This window comes from Clostridium sp. CM028 (assembly GCF_030585565.1).
GTDB classification, from domain to species: Bacteria; Bacillota; Clostridia; order Clostridiales; family Clostridiaceae; genus Clostridium_AD; species Clostridium_AD estertheticum_B.
The window spans coordinates 3,622,516-3,648,190 of record NZ_CP077766.1 but is presented as its reverse complement, the minus strand read 5'-3'; the positions used below and the strand labels follow the sequence as shown (position 1 = coordinate 3,648,190).

General features: G+C 31.9%; 24 protein-coding genes and 1 tRNA gene. All 25 read right to left on the bottom strand.

Going from position 1 to position 25,675, the window contains the following annotated elements; genetic code table 11:
* Positions 1-16 precede the first annotated feature (16 nt).
* The 25 genes from KTC94_RS17055 to KTC94_RS16935 all read right to left on the bottom strand — a co-directional run bounded on the left by KTC94_RS17055 (position 17) and on the right by KTC94_RS16935 (position 25,527).
* Complete coding sequence (locus KTC94_RS17055; protein WP_187351421.1) at positions 17-754, bottom strand: TIGR03936 family radical SAM-associated protein; 738 nt, start codon at positions 752-754, stop codon at positions 17-19.
* Entirely contained in the window at positions 705-2,552 is a 1,848-nt protein-coding gene (locus KTC94_RS17050; protein ID WP_165412886.1) for a TIGR03960 family B12-binding radical SAM protein, read from the bottom strand. The genes KTC94_RS17055 and KTC94_RS17050 overlap by 50 nt, the downstream gene beginning before the upstream one ends.
* Before the next feature lie 173 nt (positions 2,553-2,725).
* Positions 2,726-3,586 carry a M50 family metallopeptidase gene (locus KTC94_RS17045; protein WP_220320167.1) on the bottom strand — a complete coding sequence of 287 codons (861 nt, stop codon included), beginning with the start codon at positions 3,584-3,586 and terminating at the stop codon, positions 2,726-2,728.
* Between the two features lie 171 nt (positions 3,587-3,757).
* Positions 3,758-4,144 (bottom strand): hypothetical protein, encoded by a 387-nt coding sequence (locus KTC94_RS17040; RefSeq protein WP_165412884.1) that lies wholly within the window; start codon positions 4,142-4,144, stop codon positions 3,758-3,760.
* 147 nt (positions 4,145-4,291) lie between these two features.
* Positions 4,292-4,663: a methylglyoxal synthase gene (locus KTC94_RS17035; protein ID WP_165412883.1), complete on the bottom strand. Its 372-nt coding sequence runs from the start codon at positions 4,661-4,663 to the stop codon at positions 4,292-4,294.
* A 32-nt stretch (positions 4,664-4,695) separates the two neighbouring features.
* On the bottom strand, positions 4,696-5,805 hold the full coding sequence (rodA, locus tag KTC94_RS17030) for a rod shape-determining protein RodA (protein ID WP_369811907.1): 1,110 nt from the start codon (positions 5,803-5,805) through the stop codon (positions 4,696-4,698).
* Between the two features lie 98 nt (positions 5,806-5,903).
* On the bottom strand, positions 5,904-6,167 hold the full coding sequence (gene minE / locus KTC94_RS17025; protein WP_165412881.1) for a cell division topological specificity factor MinE: 264 nt from the start codon (positions 6,165-6,167) through the stop codon (positions 5,904-5,906).
* A gap of 14 nt (positions 6,168-6,181) precedes the next feature.
* Positions 6,182-6,988 carry a septum site-determining protein MinD gene (gene minD, locus KTC94_RS17020; RefSeq protein WP_165412880.1) on the bottom strand — a complete coding sequence of 269 codons (807 nt, stop codon included), beginning with the start codon at positions 6,986-6,988 and terminating at the stop codon, positions 6,182-6,184.
* A 14-nt stretch (positions 6,989-7,002) separates the two neighbouring features.
* On the bottom strand, positions 7,003-7,635 hold the full coding sequence (gene minC / locus KTC94_RS17015; protein ID WP_216301769.1) for a septum site-determining protein MinC: 633 nt from the start codon (positions 7,633-7,635) through the stop codon (positions 7,003-7,005).
* Positions 7,636-7,872: 237 nt separating this feature from the next.
* Positions 7,873-10,734, bottom strand: a complete 2,862-nt coding sequence (locus tag KTC94_RS17010) for a penicillin-binding transpeptidase domain-containing protein (protein ID WP_258280649.1) — start codon at positions 10,732-10,734, stop codon at positions 7,873-7,875.
* 40 nt (positions 10,735-10,774) lie between these two features.
* A complete protein-coding gene (mreD, locus tag KTC94_RS17005; protein ID WP_165412877.1) occupies positions 10,775-11,266 on the bottom strand; it encodes a rod shape-determining protein MreD in 492 nt (163 codons plus the stop codon).
* Between the two features lie 10 nt (positions 11,267-11,276).
* Positions 11,277-12,128 (bottom strand): rod shape-determining protein MreC, encoded by an 852-nt coding sequence (gene mreC, locus KTC94_RS17000; protein ID WP_216301768.1) that lies wholly within the window; start codon positions 12,126-12,128, stop codon positions 11,277-11,279.
* 2 nt (positions 12,129-12,130) lie between these two features.
* Positions 12,131-13,138, bottom strand: a complete 1,008-nt coding sequence (locus KTC94_RS16995; RefSeq protein ID WP_216301767.1) for a rod shape-determining protein — start codon at positions 13,136-13,138, stop codon at positions 12,131-12,133.
* Between the two features lie 20 nt (positions 13,139-13,158).
* The gene (gene radC, locus KTC94_RS16990; protein WP_220285970.1) at positions 13,159-13,845 is read right to left on the bottom strand and encodes a DNA repair protein RadC; all 687 of its coding nucleotides are present in this window, start codon (positions 13,843-13,845) and stop codon (positions 13,159-13,161) included.
* A gap of 11 nt (positions 13,846-13,856) precedes the next feature.
* Positions 13,857-14,432 (bottom strand): Maf-like protein, encoded by a 576-nt coding sequence (locus KTC94_RS16985; protein ID WP_220320166.1) that lies wholly within the window; start codon positions 14,430-14,432, stop codon positions 13,857-13,859.
* Positions 14,433-14,442: 10 nt separating this feature from the next.
* Entirely contained in the window at positions 14,443-14,703 is a 261-nt protein-coding gene (locus KTC94_RS16980) for a DUF4321 domain-containing protein (RefSeq protein ID WP_165412872.1), read from the bottom strand.
* 201 nt (positions 14,704-14,904) lie between these two features.
* Positions 14,905-15,657: an SPOR domain-containing protein gene (locus KTC94_RS16975; protein ID WP_216301765.1), complete on the bottom strand. Its 753-nt coding sequence runs from the start codon at positions 15,655-15,657 to the stop codon at positions 14,905-14,907.
* A gap of 138 nt (positions 15,658-15,795) precedes the next feature.
* Positions 15,796-16,308 carry a GNAT family N-acetyltransferase gene (locus KTC94_RS16970; protein WP_216301764.1) on the bottom strand — a complete coding sequence of 171 codons (513 nt, stop codon included), beginning with the start codon at positions 16,306-16,308 and terminating at the stop codon, positions 15,796-15,798.
* Positions 16,309-16,521: 213 nt separating this feature from the next.
* Positions 16,522-17,043 (bottom strand): hypothetical protein, encoded by a 522-nt coding sequence (locus tag KTC94_RS16965; RefSeq protein WP_165412869.1) that lies wholly within the window; start codon positions 17,041-17,043, stop codon positions 16,522-16,524.
* Between the two features lie 145 nt (positions 17,044-17,188).
* Complete coding sequence (locus KTC94_RS16960) at positions 17,189-17,311, bottom strand: hypothetical protein (protein ID WP_258280648.1); 123 nt, start codon at positions 17,309-17,311, stop codon at positions 17,189-17,191.
* Between the two features lie 179 nt (positions 17,312-17,490).
* Positions 17,491-17,572: transfer RNA gene (locus KTC94_RS16955), tRNA-Leu, on the bottom strand.
* Positions 17,573-17,691: 119 nt separating this feature from the next.
* On the bottom strand, positions 17,692-18,252 hold the full coding sequence (locus tag KTC94_RS16950) for a lytic transglycosylase domain-containing protein (protein ID WP_216301763.1): 561 nt from the start codon (positions 18,250-18,252) through the stop codon (positions 17,692-17,694).
* Positions 18,252-18,863 (bottom strand): dephospho-CoA kinase, encoded by a 612-nt coding sequence (gene coaE / locus KTC94_RS16945; protein ID WP_220285973.1) that lies wholly within the window; start codon positions 18,861-18,863, stop codon positions 18,252-18,254. The genes KTC94_RS16950 and coaE overlap by 1 nt, the downstream gene beginning before the upstream one ends.
* Positions 18,864-21,479: a DNA polymerase I gene (gene polA, locus KTC94_RS16940; RefSeq protein WP_220320165.1), complete on the bottom strand. Its 2,616-nt coding sequence runs from the start codon at positions 21,477-21,479 to the stop codon at positions 18,864-18,866.
* A 127-nt stretch (positions 21,480-21,606) separates the two neighbouring features.
* Entirely contained in the window at positions 21,607-25,527 is a 3,921-nt protein-coding gene (locus tag KTC94_RS16935) for a 5'-nucleotidase C-terminal domain-containing protein (protein WP_220320164.1), read from the bottom strand.
* Positions 25,528-25,675 lie beyond the last annotated feature (148 nt).

The following is a 25,675-nucleotide window of genomic DNA, read 5'->3' as shown; positions in this document are numbered from 1 at the left end:
ATCCACTCCTATTTTACTAATTTTTGAAAAGCTCGCTAAGAGTGACTAATTTATCATCTTTATATGCATACATTTCTTCCCGCTCTATATCAACAAAAGCTTCTTTATTAATAGACTCTATATTTTCCTTCAAATAGTCTGCTAATAACCGAGCTGATAAATTAGCACGACTTCCACAAGCAATAAGTGCTGAAATACAAATTACTGAGCTATCTACTTCATATTCAAATTTATGCACTAATGGTTTTATATTAATCATTTTTTCTCCGCTTTTACTCATCTTAACGATGTTCCATTCGCCTGCACTACAAATACTCTGCAATGTTTTTAGTGCATCCTCTCCACCCGTGCATTTTAGTTTAATTGTATATTTAGCAGCATCAATAATCGCCATAGCTTGAGCTTTCTTTTTTCCCTCAACTGGAATAACTTTTACCACATCTAAAATTTCAATTCCACGTGGCGTATTTTCATTCATTTTATCCATAATATATTTTTCTTCTAACTCACTGTTTAACACTACATCCATGTATTCCCCCTCAGAATGTACCCCTACAGACAATGGTTGTGCAATAGATACCGCCATGTGAGGATTAAAGCCTTTTGAATATTCTATTGGAAGAACTGACCTTTTAATAATTTTTTGGAGGGTTCTCATTAAATCTAAATGAGCAACAAATTTAATTTCACTGCCTTTAGTATACTTAATTAAATAACGCACCGTTGAAACACGTCCCTTCTTTAAAATTAACATTAACGCCGCATTCCGTGCAGCCTAACATGCAATTTTGAGTTAATTCTACTTTTTTTGCTTTTTCATTTTCGAGTATTAGATACTCTTTATTAACACCAATATCTATAAAATCCCAAGGAAGTATTTCATCATAACTTCTTTCGCGATAAGCATAAAATTCTCCTAAAACGCCACATTCATCCATTGCTTCTTTCCATATTTCAAAATTAAAATACTCAGACCAACCATCAAATTTCGCACCCTTTTCAAATGCCTTAATTATAACATCACAAATTCTTCTGTCTCCTCTAGCAATTACCGCTTCTAGAAACGAAACTACAGATTCATGATAATTATAAATAACCGCCTTACTTGTTATAGCATACTTAACTGCTTTTATTTTTTCAACTACCGCATCCATTGTTGCTTGCGGCGCCCATTGGAATGGTGTAAATGGTTTTGGTACAAATATAGCGGAACTTGAAGTAACCCTTAATCCTCTTTTTCGTGTTTCCTTAGGGATTTTAAAGTATTCTGCTACAACTTTATCCGAAAGCTCTGCAATGCCTCGTACATCATCCATAGTTTCATAAGGAAGCCCAACCATGAAATAAAGCTTTATAGTTGACCACCCTGAAGCAAAAACGCTGCTGGCAGCTTCTAATATTTGTTCCTCTGTAACTCCCTTATTTATAATGTCGCGCATTCTTTGGGTTCCAGCTTCCGGTGCAAAAGTTATACCAGTTTTTTTAACCTTTTGTATTTCCTTAATTAAATCTACAGAGAAAGAATTTATCCTAATTGAAGGCAGAGATACACTCACGTGGTCTTCCTTATGTTTTTCAATTAGCGTCGTTATAAGGTTTCGTATATCTGAATAATCACATATGCTTAAAGAACTTAAAGATATTTCTCTATACCCTGTGCTCTTTAATAATTTATCTGCAGCATCGATAATGTTAGCTGTACTCTTTTCTCTAACTGGTCTATATATCATGCCCGCTTGGCAAAATCTACATCCATTAGTGCATCCCCTAAATGTCTCTAGTATTACCCTATCATGTACTATTTCAGTATACGGAACTACGATTTTATCTGGAAAAGCAACTTCATTAAGATCTGTTACGAATCTTTTCTTAACGATTTTAGGAACATCATCATATTTAGGCTTAAATTCCTTGATAGTGTTATCTTCATTATAGGACACCTCATATAAGGAAGGCACATATATTCCTCTTATCTTAGATATTTCTCTTAGGAATTCTTTTTTACGACCTTTGTACTTTTTGTAAATATCTAACACATCATTCATTATTTCTTCGCCTTCGCCAATCTCAAAGAAATCCACTATATCGTGAAGAGGTTCAGGATTATAAGCACATGGTCCCCCAGCCATAACTATGGGTTCATCTTCACCTCTCTCTGAAGCTCTTATAGTAATACCCGACATATCTAACATGTTGAGTATATTAGTGTAGCTCATCTCATATTGCAGAGTAAACCCTAAAATATCAAATTCCTTTAAAGAATCTTTGCTCTCAAGAGCATACAAAGAAATATTATTTTCTCTCATTTGTTTTTCCATATCTGGCCAAGGAGCAAACGCTCTTTCGCAATAAGTGTCGCTTCTTTCGTTTAATACATGATAAAGTATTCTACTACCTAAATGTGACATTCCCACTTCATACACATCAGGAAAGCAAAAAGCAAATCTTATATCAATTTTTTCTAAATCTTTATAACAACAATTAAGTTCTCCACCTATGTATCTAGCAGGCTTTTCGACCTTAAATAAGATATCATCTGAAATTTTATTCATAGAAATCACTCCTCGTTTTTTCTCTAGGCTAGATAATAGTTATCCTTTGTATCTGCCATAGACACATTACATTATTTTATTCTAACACATGAGCGTTAAATCTCAAAATGAAAAATATCTTAAAGTAAAACACCCAACCTTTAATAGGCTTTGTTTTACTTTAAGATATCTTATTATACATTATTTTTTAATTTTTTAATGTCAATGTACTCACTTAGGCTTATATTACCATAGGCTTTTATTGCCTCAATTATTTCTTCTTCATACAACGTATCTAGCAATGTCATATTTTCATCTAGTATTGTAAACAAATTGTACTTATTCTTATCAATTATTCCTAGTACCGATAATAAATTTTTTTCACAAAAAACAGATATACTTTTATTCTCTACATATCCTCTCTTTATAAATCTATGTTTCTTCCTAATAATATAACCCATAATCAAATATACTATCCTTTCCTTTTCTTTAATCGAAGATATTAAAATAAATATAGAAATTAAGCCTAAATTAAAGTTGCTTTTATTTGCTGCTACACTTACAAAATATATAAACATGAAAACACTTCCAAGAATCATACTAACCCTAATAGAAATTTCATTTGCCCTTCTATATATAGTCTTAATATTAAGTATATCCCTAAGCACCCTTCCTCCGTCCAGTGGAAAGGCTGGTATAAGATTAAAAATGCCTAAAGCTAAATTGCTTTTATAAATTAAATGCAAATAAGGTCTATTGAATAATATAAATAAAATATAAAAAATAACTGCTAATAATAAGTTTAATAAGGGACCCGATAAAGAAATTATTAAATCCTCTTTAGCACTTGCTTCATCTAAATCTTTCACCTTAAGTACGGCTCCTATAGGAAGAATTTCGATATCAAAGCCTGAAAACCCTAAAATTCTAGCAGTTAAATAATGCATCATCTCATGGATGAATACAAAAGCAAAAGCTATTACTAATTCTCCTTTAAATCCTAATATTATTAACAAAATAATATACGGTATAAATAACTTACTTATTCTTATCAATTAATCCCCCAAAGCAATTGCTGAACTGTCATTAAATCATCTCCTGCGGAGCTGCAATATTAACGACTTCAGAAGGAGATCTATATTCCCGCTAAAGTTTCTTTTTTGCTATAGTATGGACCTCCTACTTATAGAAGCGGCCGGCTTCCCTTCTGAACTGTCATTAAATCATCAAAAATTAATATCTTTACTATTTATTCCATCCCCACTTGAAATTTTGCTTTTAACCTTCTCTATGAAATTCACTGTAACAGCTTCTACATCTTTAAATTTAACGCCCTTCGCTTTATCTATTAATGTACCATAATCATACTCTTTGTTTATTGCTTGCTTAGAATAATTATAAACATATTGAGTTTTAGGTGTAACTACTACTTTTAAGCATAATACAAAAATAAACAATACTAGTACACCAATCAATTCCCTGGTTAATCTTTTTATATAAAAATTAGGCATTCCACTTTGTTTGTTGTTTTCACTATGAAAACTATTTGCGCTTCTATGCCTTTTTGCCAAATTATTATAATAGCTTTGATACTGCGTATTATAATTACCCATTTTATCCCCCTCTAACAATCTTTTACTATTTATATATATTTAATTTCTACCATTTATATTACATATTATAAGAAAAAAGTATATATTATATCATCTTAAACAAAATAAGCACTGCAAACTATGCAGTGCTTACTCGATTATGTTGTTCTATTTACGATTTTTTAAACTTCTCATTAAAACTTCAGCTGTACCTAAATTTGTGGCAAGTGGAACACAATGTACATCACATAATCTAAGAAGTGCTGAAATATCTGGTTCATGAGGTTGAGGGGTTAGTGGATCCCTTAAAAAAATTATCATATCCAATTCTTCTTGTGCAAGCTTTGCACCTATTTGCTGGTCACCGCCAAGTGGTCCTGATAAAAACCTAGTAACATCAAGTCCCACTTGTTCACTTATTAATTTTCCTGTTGTCCCTGTTCCGTATAAATCATGTTTTTCTAAAACATCCTTGTACCTTGTTGCAAAGTCAATCATATCAGCCTTTTTTTTATCATGGGCTACTAGTGCTATTCTCATATCTATTCCCCCTCATGATTTATTGAATATTATTAAAAATTTATTTTTTTCCTTCTCATACCTACATTAAGCACTAATCCTAATGATATAAAAGTTGTTAAAAGTGAGCTCCCACCATAACTCATAAATGGTAGAGTTATTCCTGTAATAGGCATAAGTCCCATTGTCATTCCCATATTTTGCATTATTGAAAATAATAAATTCGAAATAAATCCCACACACAACACAGTGCCAAAAATATCTTTCGATTCTTTTGCAATTTTTACTAACCTGCATATAAGTAGTCCATATAATAATAATAATACTAATGCACCAATAAGTCCCCATTCTTCTGCTAAGACGGCAAAAATAAAATCCGTCTGATTTTCTGGAACAGAGCTAAACTGCACTCCTTTTCCAAACCCTCTTCCTAGTATTCCTCCCGAGCCTATAGCGAGTCTTGCTTGAATAAGCTGATGACCATACCCTTGTGCAAATTGCTCAGGATGCAAGAATGAAGTGAGTCTTCCTTTCCAATAAGTTTTCATAATTGGAGAATTCCATACACCTACAACTATAAGCAATATTGAAGTCATTCCTCCAATTATCACTTTGTAATTTAGTCCAATACAATAAAATATCCCTAGTACTATAAAAAAGCTTACCATAGTCATTCCCATATCCGGTTGAATAATAATTAATAACATTGGCACTGCCACATAAAATGCTAACTCCAACAAATTTTTAGGATCATTAATTCGCCCTTCCATTTCATCTAATTTCTTAGCCAGCATTATTATCATGCCAATCTTAGCAAATTCTGAAGGTTGCAGGGTGCCTATGCCTATATTTATCCAAGATCTTGCACCATTTACAACAGTTCCAAAAACATCACCATATATTAACAATGCAACGCCTGCCCAATATATTATAACGGCATAATTTTCTATTAACATATAATCAAAGACCAAAAGAACATACATCACAGCAATACTTACTATCAACCATATAATTTGCATTTTAACTAACTTAGTTCCATAATTCTTCACTGTAGCACTATAAATATTTATGCATCCAAAAATCACAATAGAAATTGCTACTATAATCACACTATAATCCAATTCTCTTAACAGTTTTTTATTAAGTCTTAGGTTTTGTAAAATTTTCATGGTTTAACCTACCTCCATCTCAAATATGATTATATCATATTAATAAAAAAAAGCTATGCATAAGTTGTTAATTATACAAAGCCTTTGCTAACTTATCTCTTTATTTTTTTAATAGGTATATTTGCAATTAGTGCTGGTGAATTTCCTTCATATTCTTCCGTTGTTGTTAATCTAACCTCAATTTCCCCCGTTTCTATTTCGGCGTATTTTGAAATTACCTTTAGTATGTCGGCCTTAATCATTTCTAGAAAATTAGGTGAAAAGTCCGCTCTATCATGTATTAAAATCAGCTTTAATCTATCACTTGCAATATCCTTTGAAAAAATTTTATTAGAAAACATTTTAAATAAATTCATTAATGCCCTACCCCCTATATCCCTTTAAATATTCTTTTTAGAGAAGCAAAGAATCCTGTCCCACTACATGATGATCCATCTAGTGAAGCATATGATACTTCCTCTCCCATTATTCGCCTTGCTATGTTTTTAAAAGCTAGACCCGCCAAAGACTTTTCATCAAGAACGATTGGTTCCCCTTTGTTTGTTGAAATAGTAACCTTCCTATCATCTGGAACCACGCCTATTAATTTAATGGCCAAACATTCTATAATATCATCTACAGATAACATATCCCCATTTTTTGTCATTTCATAGTTCATTCTGTTTATTATAACCTCATGTCTATCTATACCCTTAGAATCTAATTTTCCTATTACCCTATCTGCATCTCTAACTGAAGTAAGTTCAGGATTAACCACTATAATAGCTCTATCAGCTCCTACTATAGCATTTTCAAAGCCTTGCTCAATACCTGCAGGACAGTCTATAATAACGTAATCAAAGTTTTCTTTTAATTCCTTTACTACTAAAAGCATATCCTTTATATCAATGTCATTCTTGTCTCTTGTTTGAGCTGTTGGTAACAAATATAAATTGTTAAACCTTTTATCTTTTATTAGGGCTTGCTTTAACCTGCATTTTTTTTCAATAACATCTACTAATGTAAATACTACTCTATTCTCAAGTCCCATTAAAACATCTAGGTTTCGAAGTCCTGTATCTCCATCAATAACTACTACTTTTTTGTCCATAGATGCGATAGCTGTTCCAATATTTGCTGTGGTAGTTGTCTTACCTACCCCACCCTTACCCGAAGTTATAACTATAGATTCTCCCATGTGCATTACCTCCATTATATATATTTATTTGCTAAATACGGTTCCACAATGATATTGCCATTTTTAATTTTTGCCACCTCCGGATATAGAGGCTTTACTTCATCCTCAGGGGACCTCGTTACTATGCTTCCTATCTGAAGTATTTGAGGTTGCAACTTAACTGCCGCAATTATAGCTTTTTCATTACCATTAGTACCCGCATGTACAACCCCTCTTAAAGTACCAATAACAATTATATTTCCTGCTGCATATATTTCAGCTCCTGGGTTAACATCACCAACTATAACTACATTACCAGGATAATTTATACTTTGTCCGCTTCTTATAGTTTTCCTCAAAAACTTAGTTTTCCCCTCATAAATTCCAGTAAACACTTTTCCTACGGAATCTTCTTGCTCCTGAAAAATACAATCACTAATTAAAAATTCATCAAATAATATTTCCTTTAATTTTATACTTTCCCTTTCATTTATGTATTTAAGTTCAGTAGTAATTTTCAAAGTGCTACCTTTGTAAAATTTCCTCCCTTGTGATAGCTTATCAATTAAAGACTCTAGCATGTCATCAAAATCACTGAAATGATTCATATTTATAACTACATTTAATCCCTCTTTATTTCCCTTAATGATTATTTTATCTGTAACCATAATTTTAACCTCCTAGTTCTCATCTGGTGTACGTAACTTTTAAATAAATAATCGTTTTGCTCCATAATTGAACTTAAGCTATTATTTCAACATATTAACAGTAAATTCCTGCTTAATTTCAATATAAATATATTTTTTTATTTTTTCACCATGCTTTTACAATTAAATAAACTCTAACAAACAAATTTGTCAGAGTTTATTTAAAGTTCTAATTTATTTATAATTTAGATTTTTTTACTAATCGTGACCATTTCCATTAGTAGTATTATTTAAATCTATATTACTAGTTCCCTTATCTGGATCAACCATAAATTTATATTTAGGATCTTTTTTAAGTAATTCTGCTTTAAAATATTGCTCATAAACTGCTTTTGCAACTGGAGTAACATAACCACCATGACCTCCATCAAAAACCACTGCGCAAACAGCTATTTCAGGTTTGTCATAGGGAGCAAACCCAATATAATATCCGAAGGAAGTCCTTCCGAGAGCTGTTTGAGTAACCTCATTAAAAGTAGCGGAACCTGTCTTCCCTCCATTTTGTATAGGAAAATCTTTAAATACCCCATATGCTGTACCTTGAGGATCACTAGTAACTTCTAACATACCCTCTTTAATTATATTAGTTGTATTCTCACTTATACCAGTTTTTTCTAAAACTACAGGCTTAGTTTGCTTAATTACATTTCCATCCGCATCTAAAGTTTTATCAACCAAATGCAGTTCATATCTATTTCCTCCATTTACCAGGGTAGATACATAATTTGCTAACTGCAGTGGGGTAAAAGAATCAAACCCCTGACCTATAGCTGCATAGTATGCATTAGCTGCAGTATTAATTTCAGTATTACAATCACTTATTTCTGAATTTATAGTTTCAGACATTGCTTTGATATCTTTATCTGTATAATTATTACCTTTTAATGCTGAGGAACCTTCAATGAGCTCCTTTATCATATTTGAATTAATAGAATCTACCTTGTCTTTTTTCATTTTTTCCTTAATTATAGCAAGATACTTACGTTTGTTTTCATTTTCTTTTTTTATTTCATCTATTTCTTTAGTAGTGCCACTTTCAGCTTTTGGTTCAATATCAAGAGGTTTAAATTTTACTCCTCCATTATTTATTCCGCTTTGTAAAAGTTTCACTAGATTACTTATATGAATATTAGCTAATATTTCTTTACTAGATTCATAATTATATACCTGTCCAAAGTTTTCTGGAATCTCTATACCTGTAGCAGGTTTTTTATTACTGTTCGGATCTATTCCAAGACCAAATTTCCATGCATATTTTGCTAGTAAGTCTAATCCAGCTTTGTTTTCACCAGCCTTTTCAAAAAGTTTATCAGCCACATCATAAAAGTAAAAATTACAAGATTCTCTCATTGCCTTTTGAATATTTACCATTCCATGCCCATAACCATGCTCGTTATATATCCAACATGCAGCTGTAACGCTTTCATAACGGTGATTGTATGGTCCATTATCATTTACTTGACTATCCTTGGTTATAACGCCTTCATCTAGCCCAGCAATAGCTGTCACTGGTTTAAATGTGGAACCAGGTGGTATTAGAGATTTAGTTGCATAATTGAAAGTTGCTTTGGGGAAAATATCATTATTATCCTTCCTAATTGTAGTATTCCCTTTTACACTTTTATCTATCGGGAACATATAATCAAGTACTATTTTCTCTCTTTCTTCTTTGGATTTTGACATATCACTATCGGTTAGTACCCCTTTAATATCTGCAAGCCCTCTTTTTTTAATATAATCTAGTCCAATTTTCTCTGTGACTGGGCCTAACAACTCATCATATTGAGCACTAGTTAACCCTTGCCTAAACATATTAGGATCATACCCAGGTCTACTTGCAAGTGCTAATATCTTGCCCGTCTTAACTTCAATTACCACCGCCGCGCCTCTGGTTGCATTTGTTGTATCAACAGCTTGAGATATGTCCTTCCCTTTTTTTTGTAGATGGAGCATCACAGCATCTAAAGATTTCTCTGCAGCATATTGCATATTTTTATCTATATTAAGCTGCACTGTTTGTCCAGGATAAGTTGCAATCTCACCTAAAGTATTAACTTTACGCCCTTGTTTATTAACTGTTATACTTTCTTGTCCTTTAGTTCCCTTTAAAACATCTTCAAAAGCTGATTCAATTCCTGACGTACCTATAGAATCCGTACTTATATCATAACCTTTTTCTTCATACTTAGATGAATCCCAAGGATTTATCTTAGAAATATAACCTAGGAAAGCTGAACCTAGATCCTTATTAGGATAGACTCTAACAGGCTGAGTCATAACACTAATACCAGGAATTTCAGGTTGCATTTGTTCAAAAATAAATGCAACGTCCTTAGATAAATCGTTAGCGATAACTACTGGCTTATATCCAGAAAGGCTCTGAATTTTTATATTGTCCTTAACTACCATATACCGTCTGAGCTCTTCTTTGCTTTTAGAATCCTTGATTTCGTCCAGCTTATAATCCACTATTAGTTGATTATACACTTCTTCTGGCGTAATCTTTAAAAGTTCTTCATCAACTTTTTTAAGTTGATCAGCGGTTAAATCATCTTTCTTTTTACCCTTATAGAGTTTTTTAATAACTGTCTCATCAAACCCTCTATCTTTTTTAAATCTAAGTTCCATCCAATCTTGTGATGTTTTATCTGAGGTTTTAAATTCAAAACTATACTCTACATCTTTTTTATCCTCACTAGTCTTTACTTTAAGTGCAAACTCATCTACCTGAGTTTGCTTGTTATCATCAAGAATTTTAAATACCTTATCAATAGTTGGCAAGAATTTTTCTTCACTCTCTTTTGTTTTAGTAAATGTCACTATATAACTTTGCTTGCTTGTAGCGAGTTTCGCACCATTTCTATCTATTATCTCACCTCTTGGTGCTACTTTAGATATTATCTTATGATTTTGTTGATTTGCTGTTTCCATATACACCCGGCCATTGATTACCTGTATATTCACTAATTTGAAAATAATAACTGAGAAAATCGAAATCATAATTACAATTAAAGCATTAAATCTAGAAAATTTATTGTTATTTTTATTTTTCTTTCTCACTTTTGCACCAACCTTTTAAAAATCATATAAATGTACTGCATCAAAATTTCCACTCTTTCTTCATATATTCTTTTTGTGAAAGTTTATATACAAATTTATACATAAAAATAGAAACTATTAGATTATATATTCCATGATATAATACTACCCCCATATGTGTATATTGCTTTATCAAAAACAATATAGAAAATACTATTAACCCTTTTACTAAACTTAATACAAAAGTTGAAACTATTGGCAAAAACGGTTTTTCAACAAATATATTTTTACCTATGTTTGCAGCTATAGCACACATAAGCATATTACTTAGCATATTGATTCCAAATCCATTTAAGAAATAGATGTCCTGCAGTGCGCCGGTAAAAACTCCAATTATTACTGCGTCTTTTGGCGAACTAACAATCGAATAACACAGTGCAAAAGTAAATATTAAACTTGGATATGTACCGTTTATTTTGAGTAAAGGCATCAACGTATTATCTAATATTAGGAATAGAATACATAACCATACTACTGTTAATATTCTCTTCATACTACAACTCCTAATATATTATTTCACCATCTTTTATATGTTTTGGTACCACAATAAAAACTTCTTCAATTTTTGAAAAGTCAACATATGGCTCGATTATAGCACTTTTCATTACTTCACCTTTATCCTCATGAACACTTAGCACTTTTCCAATTCTAATTTTAGCTGGATATTTGCCAGCGAGACCAGATGTTACTATTATATCGTCTTTTTTTATACTTGAATCTACAGATAGATGCTGTATTTCGGCTAGTAATTTATTGTTTTCATCTTTATATCCTTTAACCATACCATTATTATCTCTTGTCCTTTGAACAAGACCTGCCACTGCAATATTTTCATTAGATAAACATTGAACGGTGGCCCAATCATCAGCAACAGATGTAACCTGACCTACGAGCCCGTCTCCAGTCATGGCTATCATATTTTTTTTTATGCCTTTATTTGTGCCTTTATTTATTATAAAGCCATCTGAAAAACTATTTCCACTTAATCCTCTTATTTCAGCACCTACATAGTTGTATTCATCTCTTTGCGTTGAAAAATTAAGCATTTTTCTTAACCTCTCATTCTCTTTTATTGCAGTATCATATTCTAATGCTTTAACTTGTAACTCGCTATTAGTTTTTAGAAGTTTTTCATTTTGCGCTTTAATATTTGACAAGTTTGTTATAAATTTAAAAGAACCCTTTATTTTATGAAACCCACCATAAAATATACCCTGCACTGAATTTATCGTTACACCCACACCATTCTCCACGAAAGATATTTTTTCTCGATTTGCACTATATCCTATTAAAGATAAAAATGTAACTGACAGTATTATAATAACTACTGCCAGTTTATTTTTTAAAAATCCCATATTTATCTTCTTTTACTCATGACGTCTATATTAACGAGAGCTTTTCCTGCTCCTATGGCAACACAATCAAGTGGATTTTCAGCTATGTGTACAGGCATATGCGTTTCGTGATTTATAAGTGTATCTATTCCTTTTAATAACGCTCCGCCTCCAGTTAACATAATTCCTTTTTCCATAATATCTGACGCAAGCTCTGGTGGGGTTTTTTCAAGGGTTGTTATTATTGCCTCAATTATTGCTTGAACTGGCTCACTAAGTGCTTCTCTTACTTCCTTTTGCGTTACTTCGATCACTTTGGGTAATCCAGTTATCAAATCTCTTCCTGTTATTTCCATACTCATATCATCATCTTCTAGCTCGTATACTGATCCAAGCTCTGTTTTAATATTTTCCGCAGTTCTCTCACCTATCATAAGGCTGTACTGTTTTTTAACAAAGGCTATTATTGATTGATCTAACTTGTCCCCTGCCACTCTTAGCGACTTGCTTGTTACAATTCCACCTAATGAAATTATTGCCACTTCCGTAGTTCCGCCCCCAATATCCACTATCATACTTCCGGTTGGTTCATTTACAGGAAGTCCAGCTCCAATTGCTGCAGCCATCGGTTCTTCCATTAAATATGCTTCTCTTGCACCTGCTCTTTTAGTTGCTTCCTCAATTGCTCTCTTTTCAACCTCAGTTACACCAGACGGAAATCCGACTACAATTCTTGGACTTGTAAGACCTTTTGAACTAATTTTATTTATAAAGTGTCTAAGCATTTTTTCAGTAATCTCAAAATCTGCAATTACTCCATCCTGCATAGGTCTAATGGCAACAATGTTACCGGGTGTTCTACCTATCATCTGTTTAGCTTCTTCACCAACGGCTAATACCTTATTAGTATTTACATTTATAGCTACAACAGAAGGTTCTCTTAGTACAATTCCTTTCCCCTTCAAGTAAATTAATGTATTTGCTGTTCCTAAATCTATTCCCATATCTCGAGTTGTTCCAAATATTCCCATTATAATTTCTCCCTTCGTATCTAAAGTATTCCTTTTTCTTTTAAACTCGTATAAGTTCCATTCCCAATAATTATATGATCAAGCACTTCTATCCCTAGTAATTTACCACATTCTTGAAGTCTTATAGTAATGTTTACATCTTCCTTGCTAGGAGTTGGATCTCCAGACGGATGATTGTGACAAATAACCACGGAAGCACTACATTTTTTAATAGCTTCGTAAAAAACTTCTCTTGGATGAACTATCGAAGTGTTTAAATTACCAATTGAGATATCCTTTATACTTATAATGACATTCTTTGTGTTTAGCATAACTAATTTAAGATATTCTTTTTTTAAATATCTCATTTCCTCCATAAGATATTCTGCAACATCTTTTGGGGAAGTAATTTTGTACTCTTCTCCTGATTTAAAACTTCTAAATCTTTTTGAAATTTCTGTAAGTGCTAAAAGTTGTGTTGCTTTAGCATTTCCAACACCCTTTAAATTCATAAATTCTTCTGCACTTGAACTTAGAAGTCCATTTAGTCCGCCACACTCAGAAATTATTCTATCACAAAGACTTATAATATTTTCATTTTTTGATCCTATTCTAAGTATTATAGCTAATAGCTCATTGTTGGATAAAGTTTCAGCACCGTATCTTAACAATTTTTCCCTTGGCCTTTCATTTTGAGGCAAATCCATGATTTTGCACGTCATACCCATAAACAACTCCTTTATAGATTGACCCCCATCTCCCTTAACATAAAATATAATTTATTTACCGGTAGCCCCACCACACTATAGTAACAGCCCTTTATTTCTTCAACAAATAGAGATGCTGCTCCTTGTATTCCATAAGCTCCAGCCTTATCAAGTGACTCGCCCTTTTCTATGTAATTGTTTATTTCTATTGAAGACAATTTTGAAAATTTTACTTCCGTACAAACATACTCAGTACTAATCTCTTGAGTTTCGGTGTTTATTACTGCAATCCCTGTATATACCTCATGTGTATTATCACTTAAATCACTAATCATTTGAAAAGCTTGCTTGTTATTTTTAGGTTTACCAAGCACTTTGCCTTTGAAATAAACAATAGTATCACACCCTATTATAACAGCTGGTTTTTTAACGCTACTACAAACAGCTACAGCCTTTCCTTTTGCTAAGGCCATAACGTAGTCTCCACAATTCGCAGAAAATAATACGTCACTCTCTTCAAAGTCACTTACTATTACCTTGAAATTGCTAGTTATTTTTTTTAAAAGTTCCACCCTACGCAAAGATGCAGAAGCTAGAATAATATCCACTACATCACTCCTAATATTTTCTATATAATATTATTGCCAAAACAATGCCTATAATAGACATTATATTAATATTAAAATTTATACCGAAAGTTACTGCTAATACTTTAAAATCTATAAGCATAGGAGTATTCATTCCTATGGTGTATGTACTCTTTAAAAATTTGAGTGCGCTTACGTTATCTCCTAATAGTTCACCTATAAAACTTCCAGAAATAGCTCCAATCAGTATAAAAAAAATAAAATACGGATTTCTTCCTTCTGCACTTTTCAAATCGTACCCCCCACTTTACTTATATCCTATACATTTTAACATTTAATAAATTCATACACAAGTGTATAAATTTAATATTCAAAAAAAGTTTATAATTGTAATTTATTAAGTTGCAAAAATATCCACTAGCATTTAGATAAAAAAATACAAATAGATTCAAATAATCTATTTGTATTTTTAATGATTTAATTCCACATCATTCTACTTCTTTAATATTTTCTTTATATATTTATAGATGTAGATATACCCCTCCTCTGTTTTTTCCTTTTTTAATTCCGCTGGCATTGCAGTTAAATATGATTTCATTTCAGTCATGGTACTATAATTTTTACTTTTTTCTTCCGCACCCTTTAAAGAACCTATCCACTTTTTTAATTCTACAGTTTTAATTGATTTAGTATCTTTTTCTGAAAGTTTATTTAATATTTTAAGATCAGCACTTATCATTTCATTGGTTTGTGCACTTGTTGAATCCTTTCCGCTCAATTGAAAATTAATTTTAGTATACATTATTTTTTTTGCATCAAGTTGTTTAATAATATTACCAATCCCATCTTTAGGATAAACACCAACCAAGACTTTATATAATTTATCTTCTTCAAGAATAAATGGTGTACTAAACTCCATTAAACTTTTTTTCAAAATTAAAGCATTTTCCTTCGCGCTAAAAACGCCACATTGTATTGCTACATAATCTTTAATATTAGTTTGAGGAATCTCTTTAGAAACATCTACGCTCTCTTTGTTCACTTTACTATCTTGATTTACTTTACTGTCTTTTACTACATCCGTTTTAGTAGTTTTATCACCTGTACCCGTTTTTACGTTATTATTAGGTATTAGCTTGGATAACATTGTGCCCAAGGCAATGGCTGCTATCAAAGTTAATGTAATTACAATCATAAAATTATTATTTTTCCTAGGCGTCTTATAATTATATCTAGTATATCTCACTTTATCATCCCCTAATTTAATAAATCTTTAAACATCTTTTAAAAAATAACTAGTAACTTGTAGTCTATTTTTTTAGATGCCTTATTTAAAATACTATTATTTTAAAATTGATTTTAGAATAAAAAAAATATATATATATTAAATTGTTTTTTTTAGAATTATTATATCCTTGTCTTCGCTATTTATCTTAAAAAAATTGCTTGTTACCCTACTTTCTTCAAAGTTATTGCGTTTCCAAAATTCCACCATTGCATTATTATTAGATGAAACAAAAGTATAGAAATCACACATTCCATAATTTTCATGTAAATGCTTTGAAAACTCATTAATAATTATGTTTGATATATCAGCATCATATAGTCTAATTTCTATTAAATAACACATAATCCATACTTCATTTGGATTTTTAAATTCTATTCTACCTTTTATAATACCTATAAGTTCACTACCATGTAACACTTTAAGAAAGTATTCCCCTTCACTCACATAACACTCTAAATATCTTTCATAAAATTCCTTAATATCATAATTTAACCTTGCCTCTATATTAAAATCTTGCTGTTTATTAGTCCAATTTTTAATTTTTAAAATATCCCCTTTTTCTACATTCATAATGCTAACATCATCAAATTTAATATCTATATTAAACATAATTACACCTCTTCAATTTACTCCTCTTTAACATTTTATGCCTCTTTAATAATTAAATTCTACGTTACTTTTAAATCCCCTTCAAAAAAAATTATATTAGCACTTCTATATTTTTATTTTTTTGTCAAATCATTACAAATCAAATAACCCTATAAGTTTTTATAGGGTTCTAGATGAATTTTGTTTTTCTTTATGTTAAATGATTACTATTTTTTATTCATCTCTGTACATAAGTGTTACTCTAACGATTCTTCTAACTATTTCTTTTGCTTCTAAATATGGTATCCCACACCTATTTAACCTCCTAAATATGGCAGGGTTATACCTCTCAATTCTTCTTACAATGGACTCAACATCATTGTATTGGGGATTAGGTCTATCAAATGGGGATCTATCTTGATAATTATCCAATTGTCTTAAATCTTCATCCCCCTGCTCAAAACCTTTCATAGATACATCTCCATACGTCATACCCATTGGATTGGACCCATTCATGAACATGTCTTCATTAAATTGGTTCATTCCCATAATCGAATTAATCCCCATATTTGGATTTACATCCTGCATATCTCCCATTTGCATTCCCATGTTTGGGTTCATACCCACATTTGGGTTCATGCCCATATTCGGCATCATATTCATTTGCCCATATCCATACATCATAGGTTCTAGTGGAACCATTTCATATTCTTCCTTCATGTCTATATCTTCAATATTTCTGTCCTCTAGTTTCATAACCGCCCTCCCTATTTATAACTTAATACATTAACAATTTATGCTAGAGGCCGTGTTTTGATACTAATTTTATGACAATATGCAAAAAAAAAATAAAGAGGATGTAATTACACCCTCTTTATAGCGCTCACTTTTTATAGCGCCTCTACTTTAATCCTCTTACAGGCTTTCTCATGTTACTATCACCATTTATAGTAACTGGATTATTTTCTTTATTTTTGAGTGGTTTCTCCTGTTTTTCATTAGAATTATTGTTTTTGTTTTTCATAAATAACACCTCTTTCAGATGTTAGTTTTTCCATATTTCTTAAAAAAATTCACTTTTCATAGGTTTTTATCTTACCAATTAAATCATCACCCGCGGTACTGCAATATTAACAACTTCTGAAGGAAAGTCGTTAAAAAAAAGAGGTATTTCTACCTCTTTTTTAAAGTAATATAATTTTTTGGTGCGACAGACGGGACTTGAACCCGTATGGTCTCCCACACGTCCCTTAAACGTGCGCGTCTGCCATTCCGCCACTATCGCAAATATTGTTTATTTAATATAAAGGGTCAAATCTTATAGTCATATGTATTTTAAAACTTGTAACTACAAGATTGATTATATATTATTCTAGTATAAATTGTCAATAGTTTTTTCTGTTTTTATTTGATTTCATCACCATATAATTTCAAATAAATATTATAATTTGTTTTTACCTTTTTAACATATTTATCTGTTTCCCCGAAAGGTATTACATTTAATGTTTTTCCATCGCTAGAGTATTCTTTATCATTAAGCCATTTTTGTACATTTCCACGTCCACCATTGTAAGCTGCCAACACCAAGTCTATATTTCCATTAAATTCAGTGTTTAAATTATTAATATACCAACATCCCATAGCAATATTAATTTCACTTTCATATAATTTTTCCACATCAAAATCTTTTAATTTCATATTTTCTGCAATCCACAATGCAGTATCAGGCATTATCTGCATAAGCCCATAGGCACCTTTTGGAGAAACAGCGTTTCCATCAAAATTACTTTCTGCCCTAATTACAGCTGCAACCAAACAAGGATCCACATTATACCTTTGCGAATACTTAACTATTTGATTTCCATATTTTATAGGGTAAAAGCTTTTAAAAATGCTTTTAATGTTAATCACTATAATAACCAAAAAAATTAAGATTAAGATTTTTATAATTTTTTTAAATTTCATCACTTCACTCCTAACCTTTCTAACTTCCTAATAATCAAATCTAGTTGTAACTTTGTATTTTCAATACTCCCGCCATTATCAATAACAAAATCTGCAAATTTTTTCTTTTCATCTATTGGCATTTGAGCTCTTATTCTATCCCATGTTTCGTCTATTTTTAAAGCATCTCGATTCATAACCCTTTGTACTTGAATGTCACTACTCACCCACACTAAAATAGTTACATCCATACTAGTATGAAAATTGTTTTCTATTAAAGTAGGTGCATCTAAAAAGCAAAATTGCAAATTGCCTTCTTCGTACATTTTTATTCTGTCTTGTATTTCTTTTTTTATAAACGGCATCATTATACTTTCAAGCTTTTTTCTGCGATTATCACCCTTAAATATATAGTTTCCAAACTCTTTCCTATTAAGATTACCTTCACTGTCAAAAAACTCATACCCGAATTCCCCTTTAATTCTACTTATCATCTCAGGATATATTATAAAAACCTCTCTAGCTACAATGTCTGCATCAACAACCGGAAGACCCTTCTCTATTAGCATATTAGTTATTGTGCTCTTTCCACTACCGATTCCACCTGTTATCCCAACCCTTAGCGTTTTCAACTATTTTGCCTCATACCAAGTTTCTCCAATGCTTATTTCTACTTCTAGTGGAACTGAAAGTTTAACTACATTTTCCATCTGTTCCTTAACCAAATACTCAACTTGCTTAAGCTCATCCTTATATACATTTAGTATTAATTCATCGTGTACTTGGAGAATTAAAGTGCTCTTTAATCCCTCCTGCTTTAATTTATCAAACACATTTATCATAGCAAGTTTAATAATATCTGCTGCACTTCCTTGTATCGGTGTATTCATAGCAAGCCTTTTACCAAAGGACTTCACAATTTTGTTTGTTGAATTTATTTCATAGATAAATCTTCTTCTATTCATTATTGTAGTAACACTATTATTTTTCTCAGCTTCAACCACTATATCCTCCATGTATTTTTTAACATTTGGATATCTTTCAAAATATGTTTCTATGTATGCTTTAGCTTCTTTTCTAGATATATTTAAGTCTTTTGCTAAGCTAAATTCTCCAATGCCATATACTATTCCAAAGTTTACAGCTTTTGCATTACTTCTCATAAGCGCCGTAACTTCTCCTATCGGTACATTAAATACCTCTGAAGCAGTTTTAGTATGAATATCACAATGTTTAATGAAAGCCTCAATTAAATTTTCATCCCCTGCTATATGAGCTAATACTCTAAGCTCTATCTGTGAATAATCCGCAGATAAAATAACACACTGATCATTGTGTGGTATGAATACTTTTCTTATAGCTCTACCCATTTCATGTCTTATAGGGATATTTTGCAAATTAGGTTCAGTACTTGATAGTCTTCCTGTTGTTGTAACTGTTTGTGTAAAGTTTGAATGTATTCTACAATCTGTATCAATTACTGCTTGTAGCCCCTCTATATAAGTAGAAAAAATCTTTGTTAACTGTCTATACCTTGTAATTTCTGTGATAATGGGATGCTTATCTGCTAGCGCCTCTAAAACCTCAGCATTAGTTGAATATCCTGTTTTTGTTTTCTTTATAACAGGTAAATCTAACTTTTCAAATAATATCTTGCCTAGTTGCTTTGGAGATTTAATATTAAATTCTTCTCCAGATAAAACAAAAATAGTGCTTTCCATTTCTTTTATATCTTGAGCGAATTTTATGCCAAGTTCCTCTAATCTATCCTTGTCTATTGTAAATCCTTCTGCCTCCATATATGATATAGCTTCTGTTAATGGTTGCTCCACATCATATAGCAGTTCTTCCATTTTGTACTCTTCAATCTTCTTTTCTAAGATTTCATAAAGCTCTTTTAGTAATGCTACTTTATTAATCTCTCTTTCATGACCCTCGCCTATAATACAGATTCTAAGAATTTTATCTATAAGAGTTTCCAGGCTATACTCCTTTTTAGCTGAATCGAGCAAATAAGCCCCAAGTTCTGTATCAAATTTTACCCCTTGTAACTTAATGCCTTTTTTATTAAGTGCAGTGTAAGCATTCTTTACGCCGTGACTTACCTTTTTAATATCATTACTCTCAAGTATAGTTTTCAAATAACTTATAGTTTTTTCTTCATCTTCATTAAATAAATCAGTAACCATAATCAAATAGTTTTTTCCCTTATAATTAAAATATATGTTATTTACGCTAATTTTAGAAAACACACTAGAATCTGCAATATCAAAAGTTATATAAATAGTCTCTTTAATTTCACTAATAACTTCCAGAAGCTTCGACAATTTATCTATTACCGTAAAATCCGCAGAAAATGTTTCTTCGATTGAATCCTCATCATCTGGTATTTTCCCTATTAAAGATTTAAATTGTAATTTGTAGAATAAATCTTTTACAGCCCGTACATCATATTTTTCTTTTGATTTAATTGAACTTAATTCCATTTCCATAGGCACACATGTAATAATAGTAGCTAATTTTTTACTGAAAATAGCCTGTTCACTATAAGCAGTTAAATTTTCCACAAGTTTTTTACCACTAATCTTATCAATATTCATAAGAAGGTTTTCTATACTCTTATACTCTTTAATTAGCTTATAAGCAGTTTTTTCACCAATTCCTGGTACACCTGGAATATTATCAGAAGCGTCCCCCATTAGCCCTTTTACATCTATAAATTCTGTAGGAGTTACTCCAAACTCTTCTATTATTCGATTTCTATCATATATTTCCTTTTGTGACATTCCCTTTTTGTTTATTACAACTTTAACATTATCTGTGGCAAGCTGGAGTGCATCTCTGTCTCCTGTTATTATAAAAACTTCAAGTCCTTGTTTTTCTGCAAATACAGATAATGTTCCTATTAAATCATCTGCTTCAAAGCCATCTAATTCAAAAATATCTATAGCCATTTTCTCTAAAAGTTCCCTAACTAGAGAAAACTGATCGCGGAGCTCATCAGGCATTTTTTTTCTACCTGCCTTATAATCTTTATATTCTTCATGACGAAAAGTAGGCGCCTTCCTATCAAATGTTGTAACAATATAATCTGGCTCAAACTCTTCCTTCATCTTTAAAAGCATATTTGTAAAACCATAAACTGCATTAGTGTATATGCCATCCGAATTTGTTAGGGCTGGTAATGCATAAAAAGCTCTATACATAAGACTATGGCCATCTAAAATTAATAGTCTTTCCTTAGACATTGTAAATCCCTTCTTTCTAGTATGTTTATATATTGTGCTATATTCTACATTATAATATACTTCGTCAATAAAAACATCAACGATTTAAATAAAATGAAGGCAGATACAAATGTACCTGCCGCCAAAATTATTTTTTCTTATCGATAACAGTTACGTCGCAGGTCGCCTTATACCCTCCATCTAGTGAAGTAACCGTCACTTTAGCCTTTCCGGTAGATATTCCAATTACTGAAATACTCTTTCCATTTTTCTCAATAATTTTTATTATCGAACTGTCACATTTCCAAATTACATCCTTAATATCTGAATTTCCCGGTCCAACTAAAGCTGTTAATTTTTCATTTTTGCCTACTTTTATAATTATATCCTTTTTATTTATTCTAACTTTATTAACCGGCTTACTTACAACAGCAACAGTACATTCGTCCTTGTAATTCCCGTCATCGGTTGTAGCACTTATTTTAGCTAACCCAATTTTATGTCCTGTAACCTTTCCATTATCATCAACTGACGCCACTAAAGTATCACTTGATTTCCACGATACTTTTTTATTTGTTGCATTGCCAGGTAGTAATGTTGCCTCTAAAGTTTCACTCATCTTAGGGCCAATGCTAAAATAAGCTTTTTCAAGTGATATTCCAGTCACCGGAACCTCTTGCTTTATTGATGATGATAATATCTTCCAATTTCTTGCTGAAGATGGTGTTATAGTCTTATTATCTTTAACATATTTCATCATTAAACTTCTAACCTGACCATCATCACCTAGAGCCTTAGCTGAATTATAAGTAACTAAAGATGTATCAACGCTACTTATTCCAGCAGCAGCCATGAATCCTCCGCCGCCGTTGTATCTATAGTTGTTTATTGCAACTGTAAATACATCTGAATCCTTAATCACTCTTCCATTAAACTTTAAGTTCTTAATTCTGTTTCCAGATATCATTTTTTTAGTAACTGAATCAATTGCTCCTGCTGGCTCTGTTAAGTCGATGTCATAACTTGCTCCGTACAATTGATCCAAGTTATAATCTGCAATATTAAGATCTGCGTCCTTAACTATTGGATCTGTTGAACCTGATGTTCGTTTGTAGTATCTTACTGTATATTCCATCCAATCTTTTATTTGTTTTCCATTCATCTTCACTCCATAAAGAAAATTCTCGTATACATATACGCCCATAATATCTTTAATAGTAATATCACCCTTTGGAATATATGATGATAAACTTAGTGGAGCTGCTATTGAGAGTTGTGTTCCAGCTGCACCAGCTTGAACTTTGTTTATTAACTCCATTATTTCAGTTGGTTCAGTAATTTGCTTATTGCCTTTATATTCTCCCTTAGATTGTCCAAGTATTGTTGAAGTATATTCTAAAGTTTTAGCTTGATATGGTGCAATTAAAGCTGTTATATCATGATCTTCAGCGATAGTGTCCATAGCTACATTTTTAGTAGTTAATCCTGTAACAATTCCTGCAGCATTAACCGCTATATCAATTTGTGAAACGTTTTGTGCCCATTTACCTGGTTCTAATATTGGAACCACTTTGCCTTCTGGATTTTTTAAATTGATGTCATTTAAAATACTATGCGCATGTCCTGCAACTATAGCATCTATCCCACTTACTTGAGTAGCCAATGCCTTAGCTTGATTTTCCGGAATAATATCTGCTACTCCTTCTTCTCCAGTATGTGCAGCTACTATTATTACATCTGCTCCATCTGCCTTTACTACTGGAACCCATTTTTTAGCTTCGTCTACTAAATCATTAAAATGTAATCCATCATAATGAGCTGGATCCTCCCAACTAGATATAGTTTTTGTTGTAAGTCCAAGTACCGCTACGCTAATTGTTTTGCCATTAACTACAAAAGACTTCATAGTATATGGTTTAACAAAATTTTTATTATCAGCTTTGTAAGTATTAGCAGATAACACGTCGATACCTTGATCCTTCGCATCATCCTTAATTCTATTTAATACTTCAAGTCCATAGTTAAATTCGTGATTCCCTAGAGTCCAGCTGTCATATCCCATTGCTCCCATAACTGCTGACATTGGATAAGTTGTGGTTTTATCTATCATATTATAGTAATAAGCAAGTGGAGTTCCTTGAATAGTGTCTCCATTATCTATTAACATAACATTTGGATTAGTTGCTCTTAAGCCCTTAACATAAGTTGAAACCTTTGCGAGTCCCTGTCCTTTTGAAGTCGCTGCATTAGTTCCATAATCAAAGTTTAGAACATTTCCGTGTACATCTGAAGTTGCTACTACTGAAATAGTTGCTCCAGGATCTACATCTTTCATTTGATTGTCTATTCTATTTTCCATTACAACTGTCATCTTGCCCTTATCTCTAACATCAGCATTTAAAGCGTCTCTTACATTTTCATGCGAATCTACTAAACTAGCTACTATCTCAGGTGCTAAGAATCCTGTAAATGTGTCCCCTCCAGTAGCAACAAAATCTGGTGCATTTACTTTTAGTGTGTCTGTATCCTTAACAACTGTGCCATTGCTTTCTCTTATCATGCTAAGGACCCTTTGACCTGGTATTTCTGGTGTTGTGACTGTCCCATTTGCATCTACTACAGCTGGTTTATACGACGGTTTTGAAGAATCATATACAAATTTAACTCCAGAAATTTGTATTCCATTGCCATCATTTTGAACAGCTTGTTCAAAAATGAATTTTAGCTGTGCCCCCGTCATGATTGTAGTACAAATCGTATTATCAAATGGCATTATATTAAATATTGTTCCAACAGTTATATCGCCTGATGGAATTGGACTTAATCTAATCCCTCCGTTATTCACCATTCCCACCTCTGCTGGTGATTTTGAATAGTTCTTTACAACATCTGCCATCCAATTTCCAAGTTGAGATTCTCCATAAGGTGAGTCAACTTGGCTCTTAGTTAAAGCATTGTCATTAGTTCCAATTACTTCATTAAATATTGGAAGTAATGACGTACTTGCATCATCAACAATTTTCTTACAATCTGGGTCTGTTGCTGATGTAGTTGTCACTGTAAGTCCTTTCCAGTTTGAACCTTTAGGTGAGAAACCTACTATTTTGTTTGTAGAGTCTACAGTAATCTTTAAATTTATAAAACCTTTACCAGTAGCCGCTGCTATTAATGTAGGTACGTCCAACCCATCTGCATCTTTGTTTACAACATCACCAATACTATGTGTATGTCCACCAAATACCGCATCTACGCCATGTAATTTATTAACCATAGTATTAAGCGATGAACCACCATCATGTACATCTGCTAGTACTATATCAGCTAGATTTCCATCTCTGATTTCCTTTGCAACTATATTAATTTCTGTAGCTGGGTCCCTAAAATCAAAAGGATCTACTAAAGCTGGCATAATTATACCTGGAGCTTCCTTAAGTATTGCTCCTATTACTGCTATTTTAACACCATCCTTAGTAATTATCTTATAAGGCTGATATGGTCTATTGCTTGTCCCTTTTTTATACATATTAGCACAAACAATGTTGTAATTTGCACCAATCATAGTTTCAGTATTAATTATATCAAGTCCCCAATCAAATTCATGATTGCCTAAAGCTGTAACTTCCATTCCCATATTTGATAACACCTTTTGAACTGGAACTCCTCTTAGTACATTAGAGGTGGGTGTTCCTTGATATAGATCTCCTCCACCAATGATAAGTGTTCTTCCAGGATTTGCAGTTTTCACGTCTTTAACTACTTTTGCTAATGCAGCTCCTACAGGTTTTGTATTAGTTGAATCCAAAAGTTGTCCATGAAAATCTGTAATTTCTACTATATCAAATGTTTTATTTGTAGCATTAACTGGAGCTACTGATGGAGATGTTACTTGTCCAATTCCTAGAGTAAATGCATTTGGTTCCAAGCTCTTTCTGGCAACGGTTACATTTGTCGATGTATCAATTCCAGCCGCATCTACAATTTTAGTTCCAATAACACCGTTAAAATTAAATAATATTAATGCTAACGATAGTATCCAGCTAAGTATTCTTTTCTGTTTCTTTCTAAGCAATGAAATCCCTCCTTATTTTGTTATTCCTCCTTTTAGACTTTTAAATAAAATCTAAAAATTAATGTTTAATATATACAACTTACTTTTGATTTTAGCATTATGTGGCTATTAATTCAATATATTACTTCTATTATAAATAGTTTTATTT

Bases quoted from the DNA above. Each gene is read 5' to 3' on its own strand.
- KTC94_RS17055 (WP_187351421.1), bottom strand. From the start codon at position 754: ATGTTAATTTTAAAGAAGGGACGTGTTTCAACGGTGCGTTATTTAATT.
- KTC94_RS17050 (WP_165412886.1), bottom strand. From the start codon at position 2,552: ATGAATAAAATTTCAGATGATATCTTATTTAAGGTCGAAAAGCCTGCT.
- KTC94_RS17040 (WP_165412884.1), bottom strand. From the start codon at position 4,144: ATGGGTAATTATAATACGCAGTATCAAAGCTATTATAATAATTTGGCA.
- KTC94_RS17035 (WP_165412883.1), bottom strand. From the start codon at position 4,663: ATGAGAATAGCACTAGTAGCCCATGATAAAAAAAAGGCTGATATGATT.
- minE (WP_165412881.1), bottom strand. From the start codon at position 6,167: ATGAATTTATTTAAAATGTTTTCTAATAAAATTTTTTCAAAGGATATT.
- minD (WP_165412880.1), bottom strand. From the start codon at position 6,988: ATGGGAGAATCTATAGTTATAACTTCGGGTAAGGGTGGGGTAGGTAAG.
- minC (WP_216301769.1), bottom strand. From the start codon at position 7,635: ATGGTTACAGATAAAATAATCATTAAGGGAAATAAAGAGGGATTAAAT.
- mreD (WP_165412877.1), bottom strand. From the start codon at position 11,266: ATGAAGAGAATATTAACAGTAGTATGGTTATGTATTCTATTCCTAATA.
- mreC (WP_216301768.1), bottom strand. From the start codon at position 12,128: ATGGGATTTTTAAAAAATAAACTGGCAGTAGTTATTATAATACTGTCA.
- KTC94_RS16995 (WP_216301767.1), bottom strand. From the start codon at position 13,138: ATGGGAATATTTGGAACAACTCGAGATATGGGAATAGATTTAGGAACA.
- radC (WP_220285970.1), bottom strand. From the start codon at position 13,845: ATGGGTATGACGTGCAAAATCATGGATTTGCCTCAAAATGAAAGGCCA.
- KTC94_RS16970 (WP_216301764.1), bottom strand. From the start codon at position 16,308: ATGTTTAATATAGATATTAAATTTGATGATGTTAGCATTATGAATGTA.
- KTC94_RS16965 (WP_165412869.1), bottom strand. From the start codon at position 17,043: ATGAAACTAGAGGACAGAAATATTGAAGATATAGACATGAAGGAAGAA.
- KTC94_RS16960 (WP_258280648.1), bottom strand. From the start codon at position 17,311: ATGAAAAACAAAAACAATAATTCTAATGAAAAACAGGAGAAACCACTC.
- KTC94_RS16950 (WP_216301763.1), bottom strand. From the start codon at position 18,252: ATGAAATTTAAAAAAATTATAAAAATCTTAATCTTAATTTTTTTGGTT.
- polA (WP_220320165.1), bottom strand. From the start codon at position 21,479: ATGTCTAAGGAAAGACTATTAATTTTAGATGGCCATAGTCTTATGTAT.